Source organism: Pseudoxanthomonas wuyuanensis, from assembly GCF_900215535.1.
GTDB lineage: Bacteria > Pseudomonadota > Gammaproteobacteria > Xanthomonadales > Xanthomonadaceae > Pseudoxanthomonas_A > Pseudoxanthomonas_A wuyuanensis.
On the sequence record NZ_OCND01000013.1, the window covers coordinates 68,732 to 87,657 of the forward strand.

Below are 18,926 nucleotides of genomic sequence, written 5' to 3' on the forward strand. Positions count from 1 at the left end.
GCTTCGCGGCCCGAACCGGCCCGGCGCAGCGCGCCGGGCGTTCGCCAAGGCGCGCGGCAGTGCCGCGCAAGCCGCCTTGGCTCACCCATGGCCTGCTCTCCGCCCCCCCAGAGCCCGCCGGCCGGCGACTTTGGGGCAGATGACAGAGCGCGACTTCGGAACGCCTTTCTTCGAGCGCCAACCAAGTGCCCAGAAGTCGATGGCCAGGGCGGTGCGGGACCGTCCGCGGCATGGATGCCGCGGAAGAGCCTGCATGGACGCATTTACGGCGTGTCCCGCACTGCCCTGGCCATCGGGTTCCAAATAGGCGTTCCCCGCACTTGAACGAGGAACCCTCTTCGGCGTCTTTCAACAGCTCAATGGCTGGTCAAGGGGGGACGACTGGCTTCGAAAAAAGTGGGGATACCTCAGGCCAAGGCCCACCCTACGGGGCAGCGGTTGTGAGCCGGAAACGAAAACGCCGCCCGGAGGCGGCGTTGGCGCGGCGGCGGGGCCGGGCTTACTTCACGTTGTCGAGCATCCAGTCGACGGTGGCGTGGATCTGCTCATCGGTCAGCGCCGGGTTGCCGCCCTTGGGCGGCATGATGCCGCCGTCTGGGCCGGTGAAGCCCTCGATGGCGTGCTTGTACAGCGTTTCCTTGCCCTTGGCCGCACGTGCGCCCATGCCGGCGACGGTCAGCATCGGCGCCATGCCGACACCGTTGGTGTGGCAGGCGCCGCACAGGTTCTGGTAGATCACCGAGCCGTCGGTGGTGCCGCCGTAGGCGACCTGGGAGGCGGCGGCGGCCAGGGCGGCGGCCTGCGCGGCAGCCTGGGCGGCGGCACCGGTGGCGCCGGCGTAGACCGCACCGGTCGGCGCGATACGGGCCTCGGTGCGCTGGGCGGCGCGCGGGTCCACTTCCGGCGGTACGGAGCCGTGCAGGAAGTAGGCACCGACGATCAGTCCCAGCGTCACCAACGCCAGAAAGCCGATCACCATCGAGAAATGCTTGAGGAATTCGAGGTCGTAGTTACGCACTTTCCACCTTTGGCAGCACGGCCCGGGGCCGCGCTTGGCTACGAAAACAGGGGGGAACCGGACACCGCCACCGCGGCGGATCCGGCACAGGCCCGGGCGCGGACGCCGGGGACAGGCCGCCCATTATAAGCAGGGTGGCCGGTGCGGGCATATTCCGCCGCACCGGCGCCGGCAGCCGGTGCGCCTATTCCAGCGTGAACCATTGCACTTCGACGCGACGGTTGAGGTCGCTGTCGGTGCCGGCAGGCTCTTCCCAGCCGCGGCCGACCAGCTCGATGCGGTCGGCTTCCAGCTTGGGATAGCGCTCCAGCAGCGCGTCACGGACCGCCTGCGCGCGCTGGCGCGACAGTTCCATCGCCTTCAGCGACATGCTGCGCACCAGTTCCTGCCCGCCCTGGCGTTCGAATTCGCCCTTGCGCGCATCGTCCACATGCCCGCGCAGCAGCACCACCGAGCCCGGGCTGACCTGCAGGAAGTTCTTGATCGTGTCCAGATAGCCGGCGTTGGCCGGCGCGCTCTTGTCCAGCACCGCCGAATTGGACTGGAAGAAGAAGCGGATGTCCTTGCTCAGCAGCGCATCGCCTTCCAGCGACACCTGCCCGCTGCCGCTGCGGATCGGCGCGATGGCGATGGTCTGATCCGCGTACAGCCCCTGCTGCTTCAGCGCCGCCAGCGCGCCGGTGTCGACGAAGCGCGCCGGGTCGGCCGGGTTCTTGATCAGGTTGCCGTAGACCAGCACCGAGGATTGGAAGATGCCCTGGAACGAGCCGGCCGAGTCGATGGTGCCTTCGAAGAAGGCCAGATTTTCCGGCAGGTTGGACAGGTGCACCTTGCCCAACTCATCGCGGGTGTCGGCCTCGCTCCACTTGAACGCCTTGGCGATGACCGGGATCTGCGCGGCGGGTTCGTCGCGGACCAGGCGGTTGCCTTCCAGCAGGCCGTGCACCAGGCCCCTGGCCCAGTCGGGTTTGGCCTGGGCGAAGCCTTTGTTGAGCAGAAGCAGGTCGGCGATGATCAGCAGGTTGCGGTTGCTGACCAGGACCTTGGCGCGGCCATCGGAATCGGCGGCGACCTCGTCGGTGCGCGGCGACCAGCCGACGCAACCGTTGAGCCGCGGTGCCTTGCGCGAGAGTTCGTGCTCGTAGGCATCGCAGGCGACGAAGGCGTCCTCGTAGAACACCAGCCCCAGTTCGCCCGGCGCCGGGCGGCCGTCCAGATCGCGCAGGACTTTGACCGGCACGCCGGCCTCGGAGGCCAGGTAGCGGATGAAGAACTCGCTCTCGTTGAACTGCGAGGCGGCCAGGATCTTGCCCTTGAGCTGGTTGACGTTGGCGATGCCGGTGTCGACCACGACCTGATCGGCGCCGCGCGAGAAGCCGATCTGCGCCGGCACCACCACGTCGAACTGCCGGCCCAGCACCGCCAGCGTGTCGGCGGTGGTCACCGAGGCGGCAACGCGGCCGTTGTTGAGCTTGGACCAGCCTTCCTCCTCGCTGAGGGTCAGCCGCACCTGGAAGCCGTAGTTCTTGGCGAAGAACGAATCCGGGTTCGGCTCCAGCCCGCCGTTGGCGGCAATCAGGCCCGCGTAGCCGGCGTATTCGCTGATGTCGACATCGACGATGTCGCCCTTGGGCTGGTAGGCGGCGGCCGCGTCCAAGGTCGGCAGGCCGGTCAGCGGTTCGATCGGATCCGGCGCATCGCCGCTGGCGCTGCTGCTGCGCGCGGGCGCGTCGGCCGGGGCCGCGCCCTTGCCCATGTCGCGCAGCACCAGCCAGCCGCCGAACGCCAGCAGCGCGGCCACCAGCAGTGCGGTGATCAGCTTGCCGCCGGCGCTGCCGGCCTGATGGCGGCGCGAGCGCGGCGGGAATGGATTGCGGGTCATGACGATTCTCCTTCGGTCATGGCGGAACGGGAAGCGGAGGGACGCAGCACGCCGGCAGGCAGCCGCGGATGATGGCCCAGATCGAATGGCCCCAGCAGATCGCGCTGGCCGTCGAGCCAGCGGTTGGCCTCGTTGAACGAAGCGGCCAGCGCATCCAGCGAATTGCCGATGCTGGCCTCGTCGGTGGCCAGCAGCGCCTGCTCGCGCAGCAGCGCCACCTGCAGGCCGATGCGCTGCAGTTCCGAATCCACATGCTCGAGCCGGCGTGCGGCATCGGCATGCCCGGCCTGGCGCTGATCGATCACCGCCTTCTGCTGTTCCAGGCTGCGGCGCAACTCGGCGCCCAGCTCGTCGGCCTTGGCCAGCCGCGCATCGATGACATCTTCCTGCGCCTGCAGCGTCTTGCTCTCCTCGCGCGCGGTCTGAACCACCCGGGCGATGGCGCTGCGCGCCACCAGCAGGCGCAGGTGCAGCCAGACCAGTTGCTCCAGGCTGTCGGCATGGGCGGCCATCAGCGGCGAACGGGTCAGCAGCGCCATGATCTCGCGCGCCTTGGCTTCCAGTTCGTCCTGGCGCTTGCGCTGGGTCACCGGCAGCGGATCCAGCAGTTCGCGGTAGCGGCGGTCGGACGGATCCTCCTGCAATGCGCCGGCGTCGACGCTGTTGCGGAAGCGCCGGTTGTTGGCCAGCCAGTACAGGTAGATCGCCTCGGCGCCGGCGCCGAGCAGGAAAAACCCCGGGCTCAGGAACACCCCGGCCAGCGCGAACGCCGCCAGCCCGAACCAGTTGGGTGGAATGGGCATGCCCAGCGGGCGCGCGTTGAACGCCGCGGCCAGGTAGGACCGGCGCTTCATATCGCCACCCCCGTGCTGCTGGCCGGCCGCAGCGACGGCGGTACGAAAGCCAGGTCGGTGGCTTCGGCAATGGCGATGCGCATCTGGAATTCCAGCACCTCCAGCGGCACCGGCGGCTGGTAGTCGGCCAGCGTATCGGCGATCGCGGCCAGCGCTGCGAGCGGACCGGTGCGCGAGCGCCGGTAGGCCTTGACCGCGAAGGCCTCCGCCGCGCCGGGGGTCAGCAGCGACGGCGGATTCAGCGCCAGCAGCGCCTCCGTACCCGGCGCCATGCCGAAGCGCTTGAGCAGCGCATTGAGCAGCGCCGCGCTTTCTTCCGCGGTGCTGGTCGGCAGCAGCGGAATCTTCACGTCGATGCGGCCCGGGCGTTTCAGATCGACCTCGATCAGATCCGGGCGCGAGGACGCCAGCACCCACATCACCCGGCCACGGTTGTCGGTGTCGGACATCTCCTGGGCGATCATCGAATACAGCCGTCCGGACAGGCCGCTGTCGCCGCTGCCGGCATCGCGCTTGCCCAGCGTCTGATCGGCTTCGTCGATGAAGACGATGCAGCGGCCCAGCGCGCGGATCAGCCGGAAGATCTTCTCCAGGTTGCCTTCGCTGGAGCCGACCCAGCGGTCGCGGAAATTCTTCAGTTTCAGTACCGGCACGCCGGCTTCGCCGGCCAGGCATTCGACCAGGTAGGTCTTGCCGGTGCCGACCGGGCCGCAGAACAGGTAGCCCATCGGCAGCGCGCGCAGATCCGAGGCCTGCCACAGCGCGATGTCCTGCCGCAGCCATTGTTTCAACGCCGGCGGCGAGTAGTAGTCGTCCAGCGTGCGCACCGAGTCGATGAATTCGACCAGCCCGCTGGCATCGCTTTCGACCAGCTGCTTCTTGACCTTCAGCCAGTCGGCCGGGCCGAGCGGGCGCTTCTGGTGCGCGCAGGTCCTGACCAGGCTGTGCAGCGCGCTGATGCTGACCCCGGTCAGCGCATGCGCGGTCTGTTCGTCGCCGCTGGCGGCATCGAAGGCGGCCGGATGATCCAGCCGCAGCTGCGCCAGCGCCTGTTTCAGCAACGCCTCGTCGGGCAGCGGCACGCGGATGCGGGCCACGCGCGGGTTGAAGGCCACCTGCGGGTGCAGATCGTTGAGGTTGTCGGCAATCAGGAAACTGGCGAAGGCCTGTTCGGTGAACGGCGGTTCGCTGGCCCAGTCGCGGACCAGGCTGGCCAGGCTGGCGATCTCGAAATCGCCGTTGCGTCCGCCGGGCAGGATCTGATCGGCCCCGCGCATCAGCACGGCGACGTGCTCGCCTTCGCCCTGCCCCAGCGCCTGCAGGTTGGCCAGATAGCGCAGGTAGTGGGAAATCCGCTCGACCGCCGCGCGCGGTTCGCGCGGCCAGGCCTCGCCCTCGCGTCCGGCCAGCCACTGCCGCAGCCGGTCGCTGCCGCGCAGTACGCTGAGGCCGTTGCCGGCGTCGTACAGGAACACCACATCGAAGCCGGTCAGCAGCTGCGCGTCCAGCCAGCGGGTCAGGCCGACCAGGCGGCCGTCCAGCGGCAGCCGGTCGCCGACGTTGCCGTACAGCACGAACTGCCCGTGCGCGCCGCTTTCGTAGGCCAGCGCCAGTTCGTGCGCCCACGCCGGCGCTTGGCTATCCAATGGCATCAGTCGCGCTCGGTCCGCATGACGCAGACGCTCCCCGGTGTAAGGACGGCAAACCGCTATCGCGGCGCTCAGCCCTGGCCGCTTTCCGACAACGGCTTGGCCGCCTCCTGGTTGCCCATGCTGCGCGCCGCGCTGGGCGCGGCAACGGGCGCGCCCTGCAGCGCGATGCCTTCGGCGGCGGCGAAATCGGCCAGCGCCTGGTCCGCCAGCGCCTTCTGCTCGGCTTCCTTGATCTCGATCTGGCCCATGTCCAGCGCATCGCGCGCCACGCGCGCGCGGCCGGCGGCCCTGTTGCGTTCTTCCTCGACCATCTCGTGCAGCCGGTCCAGCGTATCGCCGGAGCCGCCGATCTGGGTGATCATGCCGGCGGCCATTTCGTTCATGTCGGCCAGCGCGGATTTCATGCGCATGTCGTTGATGGCGCCCTTCAGGCTTTCTATCTTGGCGCGCGCGGCGGTCACCGCCACATCGCGCGCCTTGACCAGATCCTTGTAGGTGTCTTCGGCCTGCGCCATCTGCTTGCGGTTTTCCTCCAGCTCGCGGGTCACCGTCTGCAACCGCAGCGCGTGCTGGCCGGCGGCGTCCTGGTTGCCGGCGCGCAGATGCGCGGTGGTGCGCGCGCGCAGTTCGCGCTCCTCGGTTTCCAGTTTGCGGACCTGGCCGATCAGCCGCTCGGCCAGGCCGGCGTGGGTGGCCAGGCTCTGGTTGTAGCTGCCGATCTGCTTGCGCAGGTTTTCCTGCTCCAGCTCCAGCAGCGCCTCGGGGTTGCGCTTCTCCACGCCCTTGACGAACTGCGCGAAGAAACCGCGGAACACATTGAACAGCCGACCCAGCATGGCGCTTCCCCCGATAAACGATGTCCTGACCGTTTACTGTACGCGGCGCGCAGGTCCATTCCAACCGCGGCTATGGCGCGGGCGGGGCGGTCGTCCGCCGGCTCAGGGACAAAAGTAGGTCGCCACCGGCGCCCTGGCCTGCGCCAGTACCGCGCGGATCGGCAGCCCGGCGCCATCGTCTTCGCCGCTCAGCGCGCGCTGCAGCACCGCCTGCTTCTGTGCGCCTTCGATGTGCAGGTACAGCTGCGGCACCGCCAGCAGCGCCGGCAGGGTCAGGGTGATGCGCGCTTCGCCGGCGCCATCGGCGCGCATCGGCAGCAGCCGTGCCGGGGTGTTCGGATCCAGCGCCTGCGCCAGGTAGTCGCCGCCGGGGAAGAACGAGGCGGTATGGCCGTCGTTGCCCATCCCCAGCACGGCGACGTCGATGACGGCCGGCAGCTCGGCCTGCAGCTGCGCCAGCGCCTGTTCGGGTTCGGCCACATCGCGGTACAGCGGAACCAGGCGCGCGGCGGCGGCATTGCCTTGCAGCAGATGCTGGCGCAGCAGGCGCGCGTTGGAGCGCTCGTGCGTTTCCGCCACCCAGCGCTCATCGACCAGGGTCACGACGACCTTTTCCCACGCCAGCGCCTGCTCCGAAAGCCGTTGCAGGAAGCGCCGGGGCGTGGTGCCGCCGGACAGCGCCAACGCCGCGCTGCCGCGCAGGGCGATGGCCTGGCGCAACTGCGCGGCCACGTCGGCGGCCAGCGCCTGCGCCAGGGTTTCGGAATCGGCGTACGGCTGCCAGCGGATCTGCGCGCTGATGTCGGTGGGGGCAGTCATGCGCTCAGACCGTGTCTTCGTGCCAGGTACGGCCGTCGCGTTCGACCAGCGCCACCGCGGCACTCGGACCCCAGGATCCGGCGGTATAGGGTTTTGGCGTCTCGCGCAGGTTTTCCCACGCCGCCAGGATCGGGTCGATCCATTTCCATGCCGCTTCGACTTCGTCGCGGCGCATGAACAGGGTCGGGTTGCCGCGCACCACGTCCATCAGCAGGCGCTCGTAGGCTTCCGGCTGGTGCACGCCGAAGGCCTCAGCAAAGCTCATGTCCAGCGGCACATGCTGCAGGCGCAGCCCGCCCGGGCCGGGGTCCTTGATCATCAGCCACAGCTTGACGCCTTCGTCCGGCTGCAGGCGCAGCACCAGCTTGTTGCCCATCACCGGGCCGGCGCTGTGCTCGAAGATCGAGTGCGGAATCTGCTTGAACGCGATCACGATCTCCGACACCCGCTCGGGCAGGCGCTTGCCGGTGCGCAGATAGAACGGCACCCCGGCCCAGCGCCAGTTGTCCACTTCGGCTTTCAGCGCCACGAACGTTTCGGTGCGCGAATCCGGACGGCCCAGCTCGTCCAGGTAGCCGGGCACCGCGCAGCCGGCCGAGGCGCCGGCGCGGTACTGGCCGCGCACGGTCAGCTGGGCGGCGTCGTCGGCGGTGATCGGGCGCAGCGAACGCAGCACCTTGAGCTTTTCGTCGCGCACCGCATCGGCCTGCAACGCGGCCGGCGGTTCCATCGCCACCATGCACAGCAGCTGCAGCAGGTGGTTCTGCACCATGTCGCGCAGCGCGCCGGAGGTGTCGTAGTAGGTCGCGCGCTTTTCCAGGCCGACGGTCTCGGCCACGGTGATCTGCACATGATCGATATGGTTGGCGTTCCACAGCGGCTCGAACAGGATGTTGGCGAAACGCAGCGCCAGCAGGTTCTGCACCGTCTCCTTGCCCAGGTAGTGATCGATGCGGAAGATCTGGCTTTCGGCGAACGCGCTACCGACCGCATCGTTGATGACCGCGGCGCTGGCCGAGTCGCGACCGATCGGTTTTTCGATCACCACCCGCGCCTGGCCGCCGTTGAGGCCATGGGCGCGCAGCTTGTCGCAGATGGCCACGAACAGGTTGGGGCTGGTGGACAGGTAGAACACGCGGATGCGATCGCCCTGCGCCTTCAGCTGTTCGGCGAATTGCTCCCAGCCATCGTCGCGGGTGGCATCCAGCGCGTGGTAACCGAGCTTCTGCAGGAAGGCCGGCAGTTTTTCCTTCAGGGCCTCGTTGTCGCCGATGCCGCGCAGCAACGTCTCGCCGACCTTGCGGCGGTAGTCCTCATCGGACTGCTTGTCGCGGGCGACGCCGATGATGCTGCTGTCTTCCGGTATCTGGCCATCGGCATAGCGGTGCAGCAGGCCGGGCAGCAGCTTGCGCAGCGCCAGGTCGCCGGTACCGCCGAAGATCACGAGGTCAAAGGGATCCACGGGTACGGTTTGAGCAGTCACGTCAGCGTCTCGGTCGTTTTCTGGTGCCGACAACAATACCACCGACATACCATGGTGCGCCAATAGTGCAGGCCAATTCGACGTGCATTTGCAGATATTGCAGTATTGGTACTTAAGAGGTATCTTACCCGGCATGCAAAACGCTCTAGCCGACGAATACCACCGCCTGCAGACCGGCGAATCCACCCGCGCGGTGGCCTACCTGCGCCTGCGCCGCGCGCTGCAGAACCTGATGGATGCCGGGGTGCTGAAACCCGGCCAGGCGCTGCCCAGCGAACGCGATCTGGCCACGCTGCTGTCGCTGTCGCGGGTGACCATCCGCAAGGCGCTGGCGGGCCTGATCGACAGCGGCCTGCTGGTGCAGCGCCAGGGCGCCGGCACCTTCGTGGCCGAGCGCATCCTGCGCCAGTTCTCGCGGTTGACCAGCTTCACCGACGATCTGCGCGAGCGCGGCCTCAATCCGCAGGTGCGCTTTCTCGAACGCAGCATCGGCGAAGTCACGCCGGAAGAATCGATGGCGTTGAACCTCTCGCCCGGCAGCGGCGTGGTGCGGATGTACCGGCTGCGCCATGTCGACGGCGCCCCGATCGCTATCGAGCGCACACTGGTGCCGTATTCGCTGCTGCCGGATCCGGAAAACGTCACCACTTCGCTGTACGAAGCGCTGGAAGTGCACGGCAACCGTCCCAAGCGCGCGCTGCAACGGTTGCGCGCTGTGGCGCTGGACGAAGAAGCCGCCCGCCATCTGGAACTGCCGGTCGGCAGCCCCGGCCTGCTGGTCGAACGCCGCGCATTTCTGGACGACGGCCGCGTGGTCGAATCGACGCGCTCTTACTACCGCGGCGATGCCTACGATTTCGTCGCCGAACTGCAGAGCGACTGACGCGCGGCCGGCGTCTCCGGCATCGTGCCGTAGCCGATCCTTCGTTGCTGCCTGCGCCGGGATGGCGACTCGGTAGGAGTTCTGCAGCGGTCACGGTTTACACATCCGTGCAAACTGACCGTCACGAAAAGTGAGTTTTACGCGGCCAGCATGACGAGCTTCCTCGCGACGCCATCGCATCGCCGTTCCATTCGCAGCAGGAACCTCGCCAATGCCGACTTCCACCCGCCTCTGCGGCGCCATTCGCCGTGCCTTGATCGCTGGCGGCTTTGCCGCTTTTGCCGTTTCGCCCGCGTTCGCACAGAACGCGATATCGGCCGCCGATGACACCGGCCGCGATGCCAGCCCGACCCAGCTCGATGCGGTGGTAGTGACAGGACGCGCCGGCACCGGCGTGCGCAGCAAGGCCGAAACCAGCTATTCGATTACCGGCATCGATGAGGAGCGGCTGCGCCTGCAAGCACCGACCAGCGTCACCGAATCGCTGAAGAGCGTGCCCGGTTTCTGGGTGGAGGCGTCCGGCGGCGAAGCCAGCGGCAATGTGCGCGCACGCGGCATTCCGGTCGATGGCTTCGGCTCCATCACCTTGCTCGATGACGGCATGCCGGTGCAGCACGACCCGGCGCTGGGCTATCTCAATGGCGATCAGGCGTTCCGTCTGGACGAGACCACCGAACGCATCGAAGTGGTCCGTGGCGGTCCGTCGTCGATCTTCTATTCCAACGCGCCAGCCGGTGCGGTCAATTTCATTCCGCGCCAGCCTGGCGACAGCGCCGAAGGCGTGTTCAAGTACACCATCGGCGACTACGGCCTTCACCGCGCCGACTTCTGGTACGGCACGCCGATCGGGCAGGACTGGAAGCTGTCGCTGGGAGGCTACTACCGCCAGGACGATGGCGTGCGCGATCCCGGTTTCACCGCCAACGATGGCGGCCAGCTGCGGCTGAACCTGGTGCGTGAGCTGGAAGGCGGCAGCCTGTCCTTCGACGTCAAGCACATGGACGACAAGGTCATGCTGTACCTGGGTGTGCCGATGCGCACCGATGAGGACGGCGAGATCCGCGCCGTGCCCGGTTTCGACGGCCACCACGGCACGCTGGCGGGGCCGGAAACCGAGCGCATCGGCATGCTCATGGCCGATGGTAGCCGCTACGACTTCGACAATAGCGAAGGCACCCACGTCAAACGCGACCAGTACACGTTCAAGTTCGAGAAGGACTTCGACGGCTGGCTGCTGCGCGACAGCCTGCGCTACAACGTTACCGAAACCCAGCGCAACGGCATGTTTCCCAATGTTCTGCAGAGCGCGCAATCGTTCATTACCGCCAACGCCGCGCTGCTGGCCCAGTATCCCGGCGCCACCGGATTGCAACTGCGCTACGTCACCACGCCGGATCAGGTCTACGACACCGCCAGCCAGAACGGCAACGGGCTGATTGTGATCGGCGGCCTGCGCGGCGTCACCGCGCCGGTCAACGAGCTGATGAACGACGCCCGCGTTTCGCGCAGGTTCGAGTTAGGCACGCAGAGCCATGACGTCAGCCTCGGCTACTACTACGCCAAGGTCGATCAGGATTTCGATCGCTATTCCTCCACGGTACTGTTGGATGCCCAGGACAACGCGCGGCTGCTGGATCTGGTGGCGGTGGATGCCGACGGCAATCCGCTGGCCACGATCAGCGATGGCGGCATCTGGCGCTACGGCTACGAGTGGGAGAACGGCAGCGGCCGTTCGACCACGCATGCGTTCTATCTGTCCGACGAGTGGCAGGTCAACGACAAGCTACGCATCGACGGCGGCCTGCGCTGGGAGAAGGTCGACATGGAAGGCTGGGTGGAAGGCCGCCGGCAGGTGAATCTTGGCACCGCGCCGACCTCGCAGATCTGGACCGGCACCGGCCAGTTCCTGCACTACGACCAAGGCTTCGACAAGCTGGGTTGGACGGTGGGCGGCAACTGGCAGTTCGACGACTACTCCGGCCTGTTCGCGCGCTGGACCTCGACCTTCCGCCTGCCCAACCTGGGTTCGTTCATCACCAATGCCACGGCCAAACCCATTATCCAGACCATGGATCTGGGAGAAGTGGGCTACAAGTACACGCACCAGAAGTTCGATCTGTACGCCACCGCTTTCTTCACCCAATACGACAACGTCGGCTATAGCAACTATGTTTTCGACGCCGATACCGGCGCATCGACCCAGCAGCAGTTGTATGCCGACACCCGGACCCTGGGCCTGGAACTGGAAGGCACCTTCTATCCGCTCGACTGGTTCGACGTCTCGTTCACCGCCACCGTGCAGGACCCGCAATACCGCGGCCTGCGCTTTACCGACAGCGGCGAAGTCCTGCGCGACTACGACGGCAACCAGCTGATCCGGGTGCCGAAAAACAGCCTGCGGGTGGTGCCCGGTTTCAACCTGCTCGGCGACCGCCTGCGCCTGCAACTGGCGTACGAGCGCCAGGGCGAGCGTTATGTCGATACCGCCAACTCGGTGCGGCTGCCGTCCTACGACGTCTTCAATTTCAGCGGTCGCTACGCCTTCAACGATCAATGGTCGTTGTTCGCCTACGTGGACAACCTTGGCAATTCGCTGGGACTGACCGAAGGCAACCCGCGCGCTGGCGAGGTGGCCAGCGGCGACGCCGGCGCCAACACCTTCATCGCGCGTCCGCTGCTGGGCCGTGCGTACCGCCTGGCGGTCATGTATCGGTTCTGAGCCGGGGAGCGCGGATGATGCGAATGCCTTTACGCGCAGTGCCGCTGCTGGCAGCACTGGCGGTGTCGCCGATCGCAACCGCGGCGCGGCCGTCGTCCTGCGATCTGACGGCGCAGGACGCGCAGCAGGCCGGGCCGGGCTGCGCGCAGGATTGGATGGATGCCAACCTGCGCCTCAACGACATCCAGGTGATCGGCACCCACAACAGCTACAAGCTGCCGATGGCGCCGCAGGAGCTGGCCGCACATCGCCGGCGCGATCCGGGTGGCGCCGATGGCCTGGACTACGGCCACCGGCCGCTGGCCGAACAGCTGGACCGTGGCGTGCGCGGGCTGGAGCTGGACATCTACTACGACCCGCAAGGCGGCCGTTACGCGCATCCGTCGCTGCCGGCCAAGCAGCGCCAGGCGATGCGGGAACCCGGCTTCAAGGCCATGCACCTTTCGGATATCGACTATCGCAGCAACTGCCAGCCGTTCGCCGAGTGCCTGCGCATCGTGCGCGATTGGTCGCAGGCGCATCCGCGCCATGTGCCGATCCTCATCCTGATCAACGCCAAGGACGGACCGGCTGCGCCAGGGGCAGTGCAACCGCTGCCATTCGATGCGGTCGCATTCGACGCGCTGGATGCGGAAATCCGCGCGGTGTTTCCGCCCGGTTCGTTGATCGAGCCTGCGCAGGTGCAGGGCGATCATCCGTCATTGCGGCAGGCGGTCCATGCCGGAGCCTGGCCGCTGCTGGCGCAGGCGCGTGGCCGGGTACTGTTCGCGCTCGACGAGAGCCCGGCCAAGGTCGCGCTGTACCGGCGCGGCGGGCATCGCGTCATGTTCGTCAACGCCAGCGACGAATCCGAGGGCGACGCCGCCTACCTGACCCTCAACGAGCCGTTGCGCGAGGCCTCGCGAATCGCCGCTGCGGTGGCTGCTGGCCACCTGATCCGCACCCGCGCCGACGCCGATACCGCCGAAGCGCGCCGCAACGGTACGCGCAGGCGCGACGCGGCGCTGGCCAGCGGCGCGCAGGTGGTTTCCACCGACTACATCGACCCGGATGCGCGCTTGGGCGATTACCAGGTGAGCCTGCCAGGCGCCGCGGTGGCGCGATGCAATCCGCGCCGTGCCGCCGGCAAGTGCGCCGGGTGGGCGATCGAGGAATGACGAGGATGCTCATCGTGCTGCGCGGGCTGTTCGGATTGCTGCTGCTTGCGTGCGCCGGCCATGCCCGGGCCTACCATGCCTCGGTCGACGCGGCACCGGATCTGGTGCTGCAGGGCGAACTCAGCGGCCGCGATCATCAGACCTATCGCAGCGTGCCATTCGAAGTACCGGCCGGCACCGCCCGCATCACCGTCGAGTTCGACTACAGCGGCCGCGACCGCAAGACCACCATCGATCTGGGCATACTCGGCCCCGATGGCTTCCGCGGACAGGATGGTTTTCGCGGCTGGAGCGGCGGCAACAAGCGCATCTTCACCCTGTCGGCCAGCGACGCCACCCCGTCCTACCTGCCCGGGCCGATTCGCGCCGGCCGGTGGGCTTTGCTGCTGGGCATTCCCAACATCCGCGCCGACGAGCATGCCGAGTACCGCGCGCGGATCTGGTTGACCGGTGAGGACCAAAGCGATGCCGCCGGGCCCGAATCGCTATCGCCAGTGTTGCGCGCGCAACCGGGCTGGTACCGCGGCGATCTGCATATGCATACCGCGCACAGCGACGCCAGTTGCACCAGCCAGAGCGGCGCGCGCGTACCCTGCCCGCTGTTCCTGACCGCGCAGGCGGCCTCGCAGCGCGGTCTGGACTTCGTTGCCGTCACCGACCACAACACGGTCTCGCATCTGCACGACATCCGCGGCCTGCAGCCGTATTTCGACCGCCTGCTGATGATGCCCGGCATGGAAATCACCACCTTCCAGGGTCACGTCAACGTGTTCGGGCTGCAGCGGGATCTGGATTTCCGTGTCGGCAGCGACGCGGTGCCGCACTGGAACGCGTTGCTGGCCGAACTGCAGCGGCGCGGTCTGCCGGCATCGATCAATCACCCGATCCGGCCCAGCGACGAACGCTGCATGGGCTGCGGCTGGACTCCGCGCACGCCGGTCGACATGAGCCGTATCGCCGCGGTCGAAGCGGTCAATGGCGACGATGCCGGCACCCCGGCCTCGGGCCTTCCGTTCTGGTATCGCCAGCTCAATGCCGGCCACCGCCTGACCGCCATCGGCGGCAGCGACAATCACGATGCCGCATTGCAGGAGCGCCGGCCCGGCACCAGCGGTATCGGCACGCCTACCACCGTGGTCCATGCCCAAGCGCTGTCGCAAGCGGCGGTGCTGGAAGGCATCCGTCGCGGACGCGTCTACGTGGATGTCGAAGGCAGCGCGCACCGCCGCCTGATCATGACCGCGCAATACGCCGGCGGCGTCGCGCAGATGGGAGACGCGCTGACGGTGCGCGCCGGCGAACGCATCCGTTTCGATCTGGAGATTGCCGATGGCGCTGGCGCGCAGGTGGAATGGTTGCTGGACGGTGCGCCGATGGCGCCGCGCGAGGTGCTGCACGCCGCCGAAGGCAGGTTGCAACGGGAATGGCGCAGCGACGGCCGCCGCCACTGGCTCAGCGCCAACGCCTACGGTGCCGACGGCAGGCTGCACCTGATCGGCAACCCTATCTACCTCAACTTCGCAGAACCGGCACCTTCGCCAGCGCGCTGACGACGATCATCCTGGTTGCACGCCATGCGGCTGGATGTAGCCGCTGGCAATGCCGGCGGCCACCAGCAGGATCAGCAGCACCGAAAAACCGATGCGGCGGGTCAGCGCATTGACCGTGCGCTTGCTGCGGCCGCCATCGACCAGCAGGTAGTAAAGGCCGGCGCCCAGGTTGTACAGGATCAGGCCCAGGAAGCCGACGATAATGAGCGTTTTCATGGCAATGCCTTTGGCGGGTATGCGGGAACCGGCTTGCGCCGCTCAGCGGCGCCCGGCCAGCCAGCGCCAGCGCAGCGCGATGGCGGCGGTCAGCACGGCCAGGAACAGGCCGTAGGCCACCGAGGTCGCCAGCACCTGTTTCCAGATGGCGCCGGCATCCGGGTCGGCGTTGTGGAAGCCCCAGTGCATGCCGGCGCCTGCCAGCCCGGTGGCGGCCAGCAGGCTGATCGCATCGAAGGCCTTGCGGGCCAGATCGCGCGGCTGCCGCGGGTAGATCCAGAACAGCGCCGCCAGGATCGAAAACCACGGCACGAACAGGATCAGGGCCAGATTGATCTCGACTTGCCGGTTCATCGGCGGTCGGCCTCAAACGCTGGAAAGGGCTGTGATGCGGCCGGGATGCGGTTCATGGCGGGGATCCTGCCGGACCTGTATCAGATTTGTAAGAACCAGTTTTTCTGAAAAAAACCGTATCAGTTGCCGGCTACACTGGGCTTCCGACCTTGCCCGGCGTTGCTGCGATGAAGCGATACCAAGCCCTGGCGGAGGAACTGGCGCGTTCGATCCGCACCGGCCTGTTGAAGCCGGGCGACCGCCTGCCCTCGGTCCGCCATGCCAGCGCCAGCCGCGGCATCAGCCCGGCCACCGTGTTCGAGGCCTACTACCTGCTGGAGGCGCGCGGCCTGGTGCAGGCCCGGCCGCGATCGGGCTACTACGTCTCGTCGACCCCGCCGCCGGCCCTGCCGGCCGAGCCGGAAACCGCATCGCAGCCGGACGGACAGTCGCGTCCGGTGGAAATCAGCGAACGGGTGTTCCAGGTGCTGGAATCGACCATGCATCGCGACGTGGTGCCACTGGGGTCGGCCTTTCCCAGTCCGCTGTATTTCCCGCTGGACAAGCTGGGCCGTGCGCTGGCCGCCAGCGCCACCGCGCTGGACCCGTGGAGCACCGTCGACGATCTGACCCCGGGCAATGCGGAGCTGCGCCGGCAGATCGCCCTGCGTTACCTGATCGACGGCGTGCAGGTGGACCCGCGCGAAATCGTGATCAGCAACGGTGCGATGGAGGCGCTCAACCTGTGCCTGTCGGCGCTGACCCGGCCGGGCGACACCGTGGCGGTCGAATCGCCGTGCTTCTATGCCGCGCTGCAGGCGCTGGAACAACATGGCCTGCATGCGCTGGAAGTGGCCACCGATCCGCGCGAAGGCATCGACCTGGCCGCGCTGGAAACAGCCATCGAGCGGCACCGGCCGGCGGCGTGCTGGCTGATGACCAATTTCCAGAATCCGCTGGGCAGCGCAATGGGCGCCGACAAGAAGCGCGCGCTGGCCGAGCTGCTGGCGCGCCGGCAACTGCCGCTGATCGAGGACGACGTCTATGCCGAGCTGTACTTCGGTGCGCGCCCGGCGCCGACCCGCGCTTTCGACCGCGAGGGCTGGGTCCTGCACTGTTCGTCGTTCTCGAAGGCGCTGGCGCCGGGTTACCGGATCGGCTGGGTCAGTTCGCCGCGGTACGCGCGGCAGCTGGCGCGGCAGAAGCTGATCTCCACCCTGGCCACCTGCGTGCCGGCACAGGCCGCACTGGCGCGCTACCTGGAACGCGGCACCTACGACCGCCATCTGCAGCATCTGCGCCGCAGCCTGCAGCACAACCAGGGCCAGTACACCGACGCCATCGCCCGTTACTTCCCTGCCGGAACGCGGGTCAGCCGCCCCGGCGGCGGCTACTTCCTGTGGCTGGAACTGCCCGGCGGCATCGACACGCTGGCCCTGCAGCGGCGCGCCGCCGACGCCGGCATCAGCCTGGCGCCGGGCCCGCTTTTTTCCGCCAGCCGCGGCTTCCGCCATTGCCTGCGGCTGAACTACGGACATCCGTTCGACGCCCGCGCCGAGGTTGCGCTGAAGACGCTGGGGCAGTGGCTGACGGAATGAGGTTCATCCGGCGCCGGTCGTCAGCCCACCGGCTTCCATCTGCCGTGCGCCGACCCTGTTCCGGCGGCGCGAATTGCGCACTGCAGCAAGGCATTTTCGCATCCGCTGGTAGAGTTCCCGAATCCCCGGGTCCCAGAACGCGACGATGAAACTGCTGGCTGTTCCTTCCAGTGACGCCTTTTTCTGCCAGCAAAATGGTAGCGCTAACTTTTCTTTGCCGGAGGCGCGCGCGTGAGCCTGTTCATCGGCCTGGATGTCGGCACCCAGAGCGTCAAACTGGTCGCCTATGACCCGCAGCTGCGCCAGGTGGTCGCCAGCCATGGCCGGCCGCTGGAGCTGATTGCCGGCGATGACGGCAGTCGCGAGCAGCATGCCGAGTGGTGGTTGGCTGCGATCCGCGCCTGTTTCGCCCAGCTGGATCCGGCGCAGCGCCAGCAGGTGGCGGCGATCGGGGTCTCCGGCCAGCAGCACGGTTTCGTGCCTTTGGACCGCAACGGTGCGGTGCTGGCGCCGGCCAAGCTGTGGTGCGACACCAGCACCAGCGTGGAGTGCGGAGAAATCATGGCCGCGGTCGGCGGCGTGCAGCGCTGTATCGAACTGGCCGGCAATCCCATCCTGGCCGGCTATACCGCCTCCAAGTTGCCATGGACGCGCAAGCACCGGCCGGACGCCTATGCGCAGCTGGCGACGATCCTGCTGCCGCACGACTACGTCAACTTCTGGCTGACCGGCGAGCGCTGGATGGAATACGGCGACGCTTCCGGCAGCGGTTGGCTGGACGTGCGCACGCGGCGCTGGTCGCCCGAGCTGTTGGCGGCGACGGACCCGGACCGCGATCTGGGCCAGCTGCTGCCGCCGCTGGTGGAGGCGGACGCCAGCTTCGCCATCGCACCGGCGATTGCCGACGAACTTGGCCTGCCGCGGCATGTGCGCGTGGCCGCAGGCGGCGGCGACAACATGATGGCGGCCATCGGCACCGGCAACGTTGCCGCTGGCCTGTTGAGCATGAGCCTGGGCACCTCCGGCACGCTGTTCGCCCATGCCGACCGGCCGGTGGTCGATGACGCTGCCGGCTGGGCCGCGTTCTGTTCGTCCACCGGCGGCTGGCTGCCGCTGATCTGCACGATGAACTGCACCGTCGCTACCGAAAACGTGGCGCGCCTGTTCGGGTTCGACAGCCGCGATGGCGATGCGGTAATGGCGGGCACCGCGCCGGGCGCCGGCGGGCTGGTGATGCTGCCGTTCTTCAACGGCGAGCGCACGCCGGATCTGCCGCATGCGCGTGGCGGGCTGTTCGGCATGGACCTGGGCAATCTGACCCGCGGCAATACCTACCGCGCGGCGATGGAAGGGGCCACCTACAGCCTGCGCAACGGCTACGACGCGCTGCGGGCGGCCGGCCTGGGCTTCGAAGCGATCCGCCTGACCGGCGGCGGCAGCAAGAGCGCCGCGTGGCGGCAGATGGTGGCCGATGTGTTCGGCTTGCCGGTGGACGTACCGGAGCAGGCCGAAGGCGCCGCGTTCGGCGCGGCGTTGCAGGCGCTATGGGCGCACGGCCGTGCCGGAGGCAGCCGGCAGGACATCGCCGCGATCGCGCGTGAGCATGTGCGGATCAGTCCCGCACTGTCGGCGCGACCGGACCCTGACGCCGTCACCGCCTATGACGAAGGCTACCGGCGCTTTCTCAGTCACCTGGATGCGGTCCGTCGGTGGTACGAAAAGCCGGGACTGGGGGCAGGGGACCCGGGACTGGGAAGCGCATAAGCCAGCAGCCTTCCACCCCTCACTCCTCATTTCTCACTCCTCATTTCTCACTCCTCATTTCTCACTCCTCATTTCTCATTCCCCACTCCCCAGTAGACCAGCCATGACCAGCACTCCCTACATCGGTACCCGCGAATACTTCCCCGGCATCGGCCGCATTCC

At 67.7% G+C, this 18,926-nt stretch carries 15 protein-coding genes; 6 read left to right on the forward strand and 9 right to left on the reverse strand.

Translation table 11 applies throughout. The features are described 5' to 3' along the window. Nucleotides 1–499: 499 nt before the first annotated feature. The 7 genes from CRO39_RS19015 to zwf all read right to left on the reverse strand — a co-directional run bounded on the left by CRO39_RS19015 (nucleotide 500) and on the right by zwf (nucleotide 8,544). Nucleotides 500–1,018, reverse strand: a complete 519-nt coding sequence (locus CRO39_RS19015) for a c-type cytochrome (RefSeq protein WP_097123549.1) — start codon at nucleotides 1,016–1,018, stop codon at nucleotides 500–502. A 184-nt stretch (nucleotides 1,019–1,202) separates the two neighbouring features. Next, nucleotides 1,203–2,900 (reverse strand): phosphate ABC transporter substrate-binding/OmpA family protein, encoded by a 1,698-nt coding sequence (locus tag CRO39_RS19020; RefSeq protein ID WP_097123550.1) that lies wholly within the window; start codon nucleotides 2,898–2,900, stop codon nucleotides 1,203–1,205. Beyond that, nucleotides 2,897–3,754 carry a hypothetical protein gene (locus tag CRO39_RS19025; RefSeq protein WP_097123551.1) on the reverse strand — a complete coding sequence of 286 codons (858 nt, stop codon included), beginning with the start codon at nucleotides 3,752–3,754 and terminating at the stop codon, nucleotides 2,897–2,899. The genes CRO39_RS19020 and CRO39_RS19025 overlap by 4 nt, the downstream gene beginning before the upstream one ends. Continuing rightward, nucleotides 3,751–5,406, reverse strand: coding sequence for an ATP-binding protein (locus CRO39_RS19030; protein ID WP_097123552.1), 1,656 nt, complete (start codon nucleotides 5,404–5,406; stop codon nucleotides 3,751–3,753). Before CRO39_RS19030 ends, CRO39_RS19025 begins: the two co-directional genes overlap by 4 nt. A gap of 68 nt (nucleotides 5,407–5,474) precedes the next feature. Then, on the reverse strand, nucleotides 5,475–6,242 hold the full coding sequence (locus tag CRO39_RS19035) for a PspA/IM30 family protein (RefSeq protein ID WP_097123553.1): 768 nt from the start codon (nucleotides 6,240–6,242) through the stop codon (nucleotides 5,475–5,477). A gap of 102 nt (nucleotides 6,243–6,344) precedes the next feature. Next, nucleotides 6,345–7,061: a 6-phosphogluconolactonase gene (pgl, locus tag CRO39_RS19040; protein WP_097123554.1), complete on the reverse strand. Its 717-nt coding sequence runs from the start codon at nucleotides 7,059–7,061 to the stop codon at nucleotides 6,345–6,347. Between the two features lie 4 nt (nucleotides 7,062–7,065). After that, on the reverse strand, nucleotides 7,066–8,544 hold the full coding sequence (zwf, locus tag CRO39_RS19045) for a glucose-6-phosphate dehydrogenase (protein ID WP_425479744.1): 1,479 nt from the start codon (nucleotides 8,542–8,544) through the stop codon (nucleotides 7,066–7,068). 133 nt (nucleotides 8,545–8,677) lie between these two features. Here zwf and CRO39_RS19050 point away from each other — a divergent pair, with 133 nt between their 5' ends. The 4 genes from CRO39_RS19050 (at nucleotide 8,678) to CRO39_RS19065 (ending at nucleotide 14,853) form a co-directional block, all read left to right on the forward strand. Then, nucleotides 8,678–9,427, forward strand: a complete 750-nt coding sequence (locus CRO39_RS19050) for a GntR family transcriptional regulator (protein WP_097123556.1) — start codon at nucleotides 8,678–8,680, stop codon at nucleotides 9,425–9,427. A 211-nt stretch (nucleotides 9,428–9,638) separates the two neighbouring features. Further along, entirely contained in the window at nucleotides 9,639–12,146 is a 2,508-nt protein-coding gene (locus CRO39_RS19055) for a TonB-dependent receptor (RefSeq protein ID WP_097123557.1), read from the forward strand. 23 nt (nucleotides 12,147–12,169) lie between these two features. After that, complete coding sequence (locus CRO39_RS19060) at nucleotides 12,170–13,303, forward strand: phosphatidylinositol-specific phospholipase C1-like protein (RefSeq protein WP_097123558.1); 1,134 nt, start codon at nucleotides 12,170–12,172, stop codon at nucleotides 13,301–13,303. A 5-nt stretch (nucleotides 13,304–13,308) separates the two neighbouring features. Then, the gene (locus tag CRO39_RS19065; protein WP_238394675.1) at nucleotides 13,309–14,853 is read left to right on the forward strand and encodes a CehA/McbA family metallohydrolase; all 1,545 of its coding nucleotides are present in this window, start codon (nucleotides 13,309–13,311) and stop codon (nucleotides 14,851–14,853) included. A 6-nt stretch (nucleotides 14,854–14,859) separates the two neighbouring features. Here CRO39_RS19065 and CRO39_RS19070 read toward each other — a convergent pair whose 3' ends face one another. Beyond that, nucleotides 14,860–15,069 (reverse strand): twin transmembrane helix small protein, encoded by a 210-nt coding sequence (locus CRO39_RS19070; protein ID WP_097123560.1) that lies wholly within the window; start codon nucleotides 15,067–15,069, stop codon nucleotides 14,860–14,862. A 42-nt stretch (nucleotides 15,070–15,111) separates the two neighbouring features. Then, nucleotides 15,112–15,423, reverse strand: coding sequence for a hypothetical protein (locus CRO39_RS19075; RefSeq protein WP_097123561.1), 312 nt, complete (start codon nucleotides 15,421–15,423; stop codon nucleotides 15,112–15,114). Between the two features lie 167 nt (nucleotides 15,424–15,590). On the opposite strand from CRO39_RS19075, the gene CRO39_RS19080 reads away from it, so the two are divergent. Together CRO39_RS19080 and xylB are read left to right on the forward strand one after the other, a co-directional pair. Continuing rightward, the gene (locus CRO39_RS19080; protein WP_097123562.1) at nucleotides 15,591–17,000 is read left to right on the forward strand and encodes an aminotransferase-like domain-containing protein; all 1,410 of its coding nucleotides are present in this window, start codon (nucleotides 15,591–15,593) and stop codon (nucleotides 16,998–17,000) included. Between the two features lie 231 nt (nucleotides 17,001–17,231). After that, nucleotides 17,232–18,764, forward strand: coding sequence for a xylulokinase (gene xylB / locus CRO39_RS19085; RefSeq protein WP_097123563.1), 1,533 nt, complete (start codon nucleotides 17,232–17,234; stop codon nucleotides 18,762–18,764). Nucleotides 18,765–18,926: the final 162 nt, after the last annotated feature.

Bases quoted from the DNA above. Each gene is read 5' to 3' on its own strand.
- CRO39_RS19020 (WP_097123550.1), bottom strand. From the start codon at position 2,900: ATGACCCGCAATCCATTCCCGCCGCGCTCGCGCCGCCATCAGGCCGGC.
- CRO39_RS19025 (WP_097123551.1), bottom strand. From the start codon at position 3,754: ATGAAGCGCCGGTCCTACCTGGCCGCGGCGTTCAACGCGCGCCCGCTG.
- CRO39_RS19030 (WP_097123552.1), bottom strand. From the start codon at position 5,406: ATGCCATTGGATAGCCAAGCGCCGGCGTGGGCGCACGAACTGGCGCTG.
- CRO39_RS19035 (WP_097123553.1), bottom strand. From the start codon at position 6,242: ATGCTGGGTCGGCTGTTCAATGTGTTCCGCGGTTTCTTCGCGCAGTTC.
- pgl (WP_097123554.1), bottom strand. From the start codon at position 7,061: ATGACTGCCCCCACCGACATCAGCGCGCAGATCCGCTGGCAGCCGTAC.
- CRO39_RS19050 (WP_097123556.1), top strand. From the start codon at position 8,678: ATGCAAAACGCTCTAGCCGACGAATACCACCGCCTGCAGACCGGCGAA.
- CRO39_RS19055 (WP_097123557.1), top strand. From the start codon at position 9,639: ATGCCGACTTCCACCCGCCTCTGCGGCGCCATTCGCCGTGCCTTGATC.
- CRO39_RS19060 (WP_097123558.1), top strand. From the start codon at position 12,170: ATGCCTTTACGCGCAGTGCCGCTGCTGGCAGCACTGGCGGTGTCGCCG.
- CRO39_RS19065 (WP_238394675.1), top strand. From the start codon at position 13,309: ATGCTCATCGTGCTGCGCGGGCTGTTCGGATTGCTGCTGCTTGCGTGC.
- CRO39_RS19070 (WP_097123560.1), bottom strand. From the start codon at position 15,069: ATGAAAACGCTCATTATCGTCGGCTTCCTGGGCCTGATCCTGTACAAC.
- CRO39_RS19075 (WP_097123561.1), bottom strand. From the start codon at position 15,423: ATGAACCGGCAAGTCGAGATCAATCTGGCCCTGATCCTGTTCGTGCCG.
- CRO39_RS19080 (WP_097123562.1), top strand. From the start codon at position 15,591: ATGAAGCGATACCAAGCCCTGGCGGAGGAACTGGCGCGTTCGATCCGC.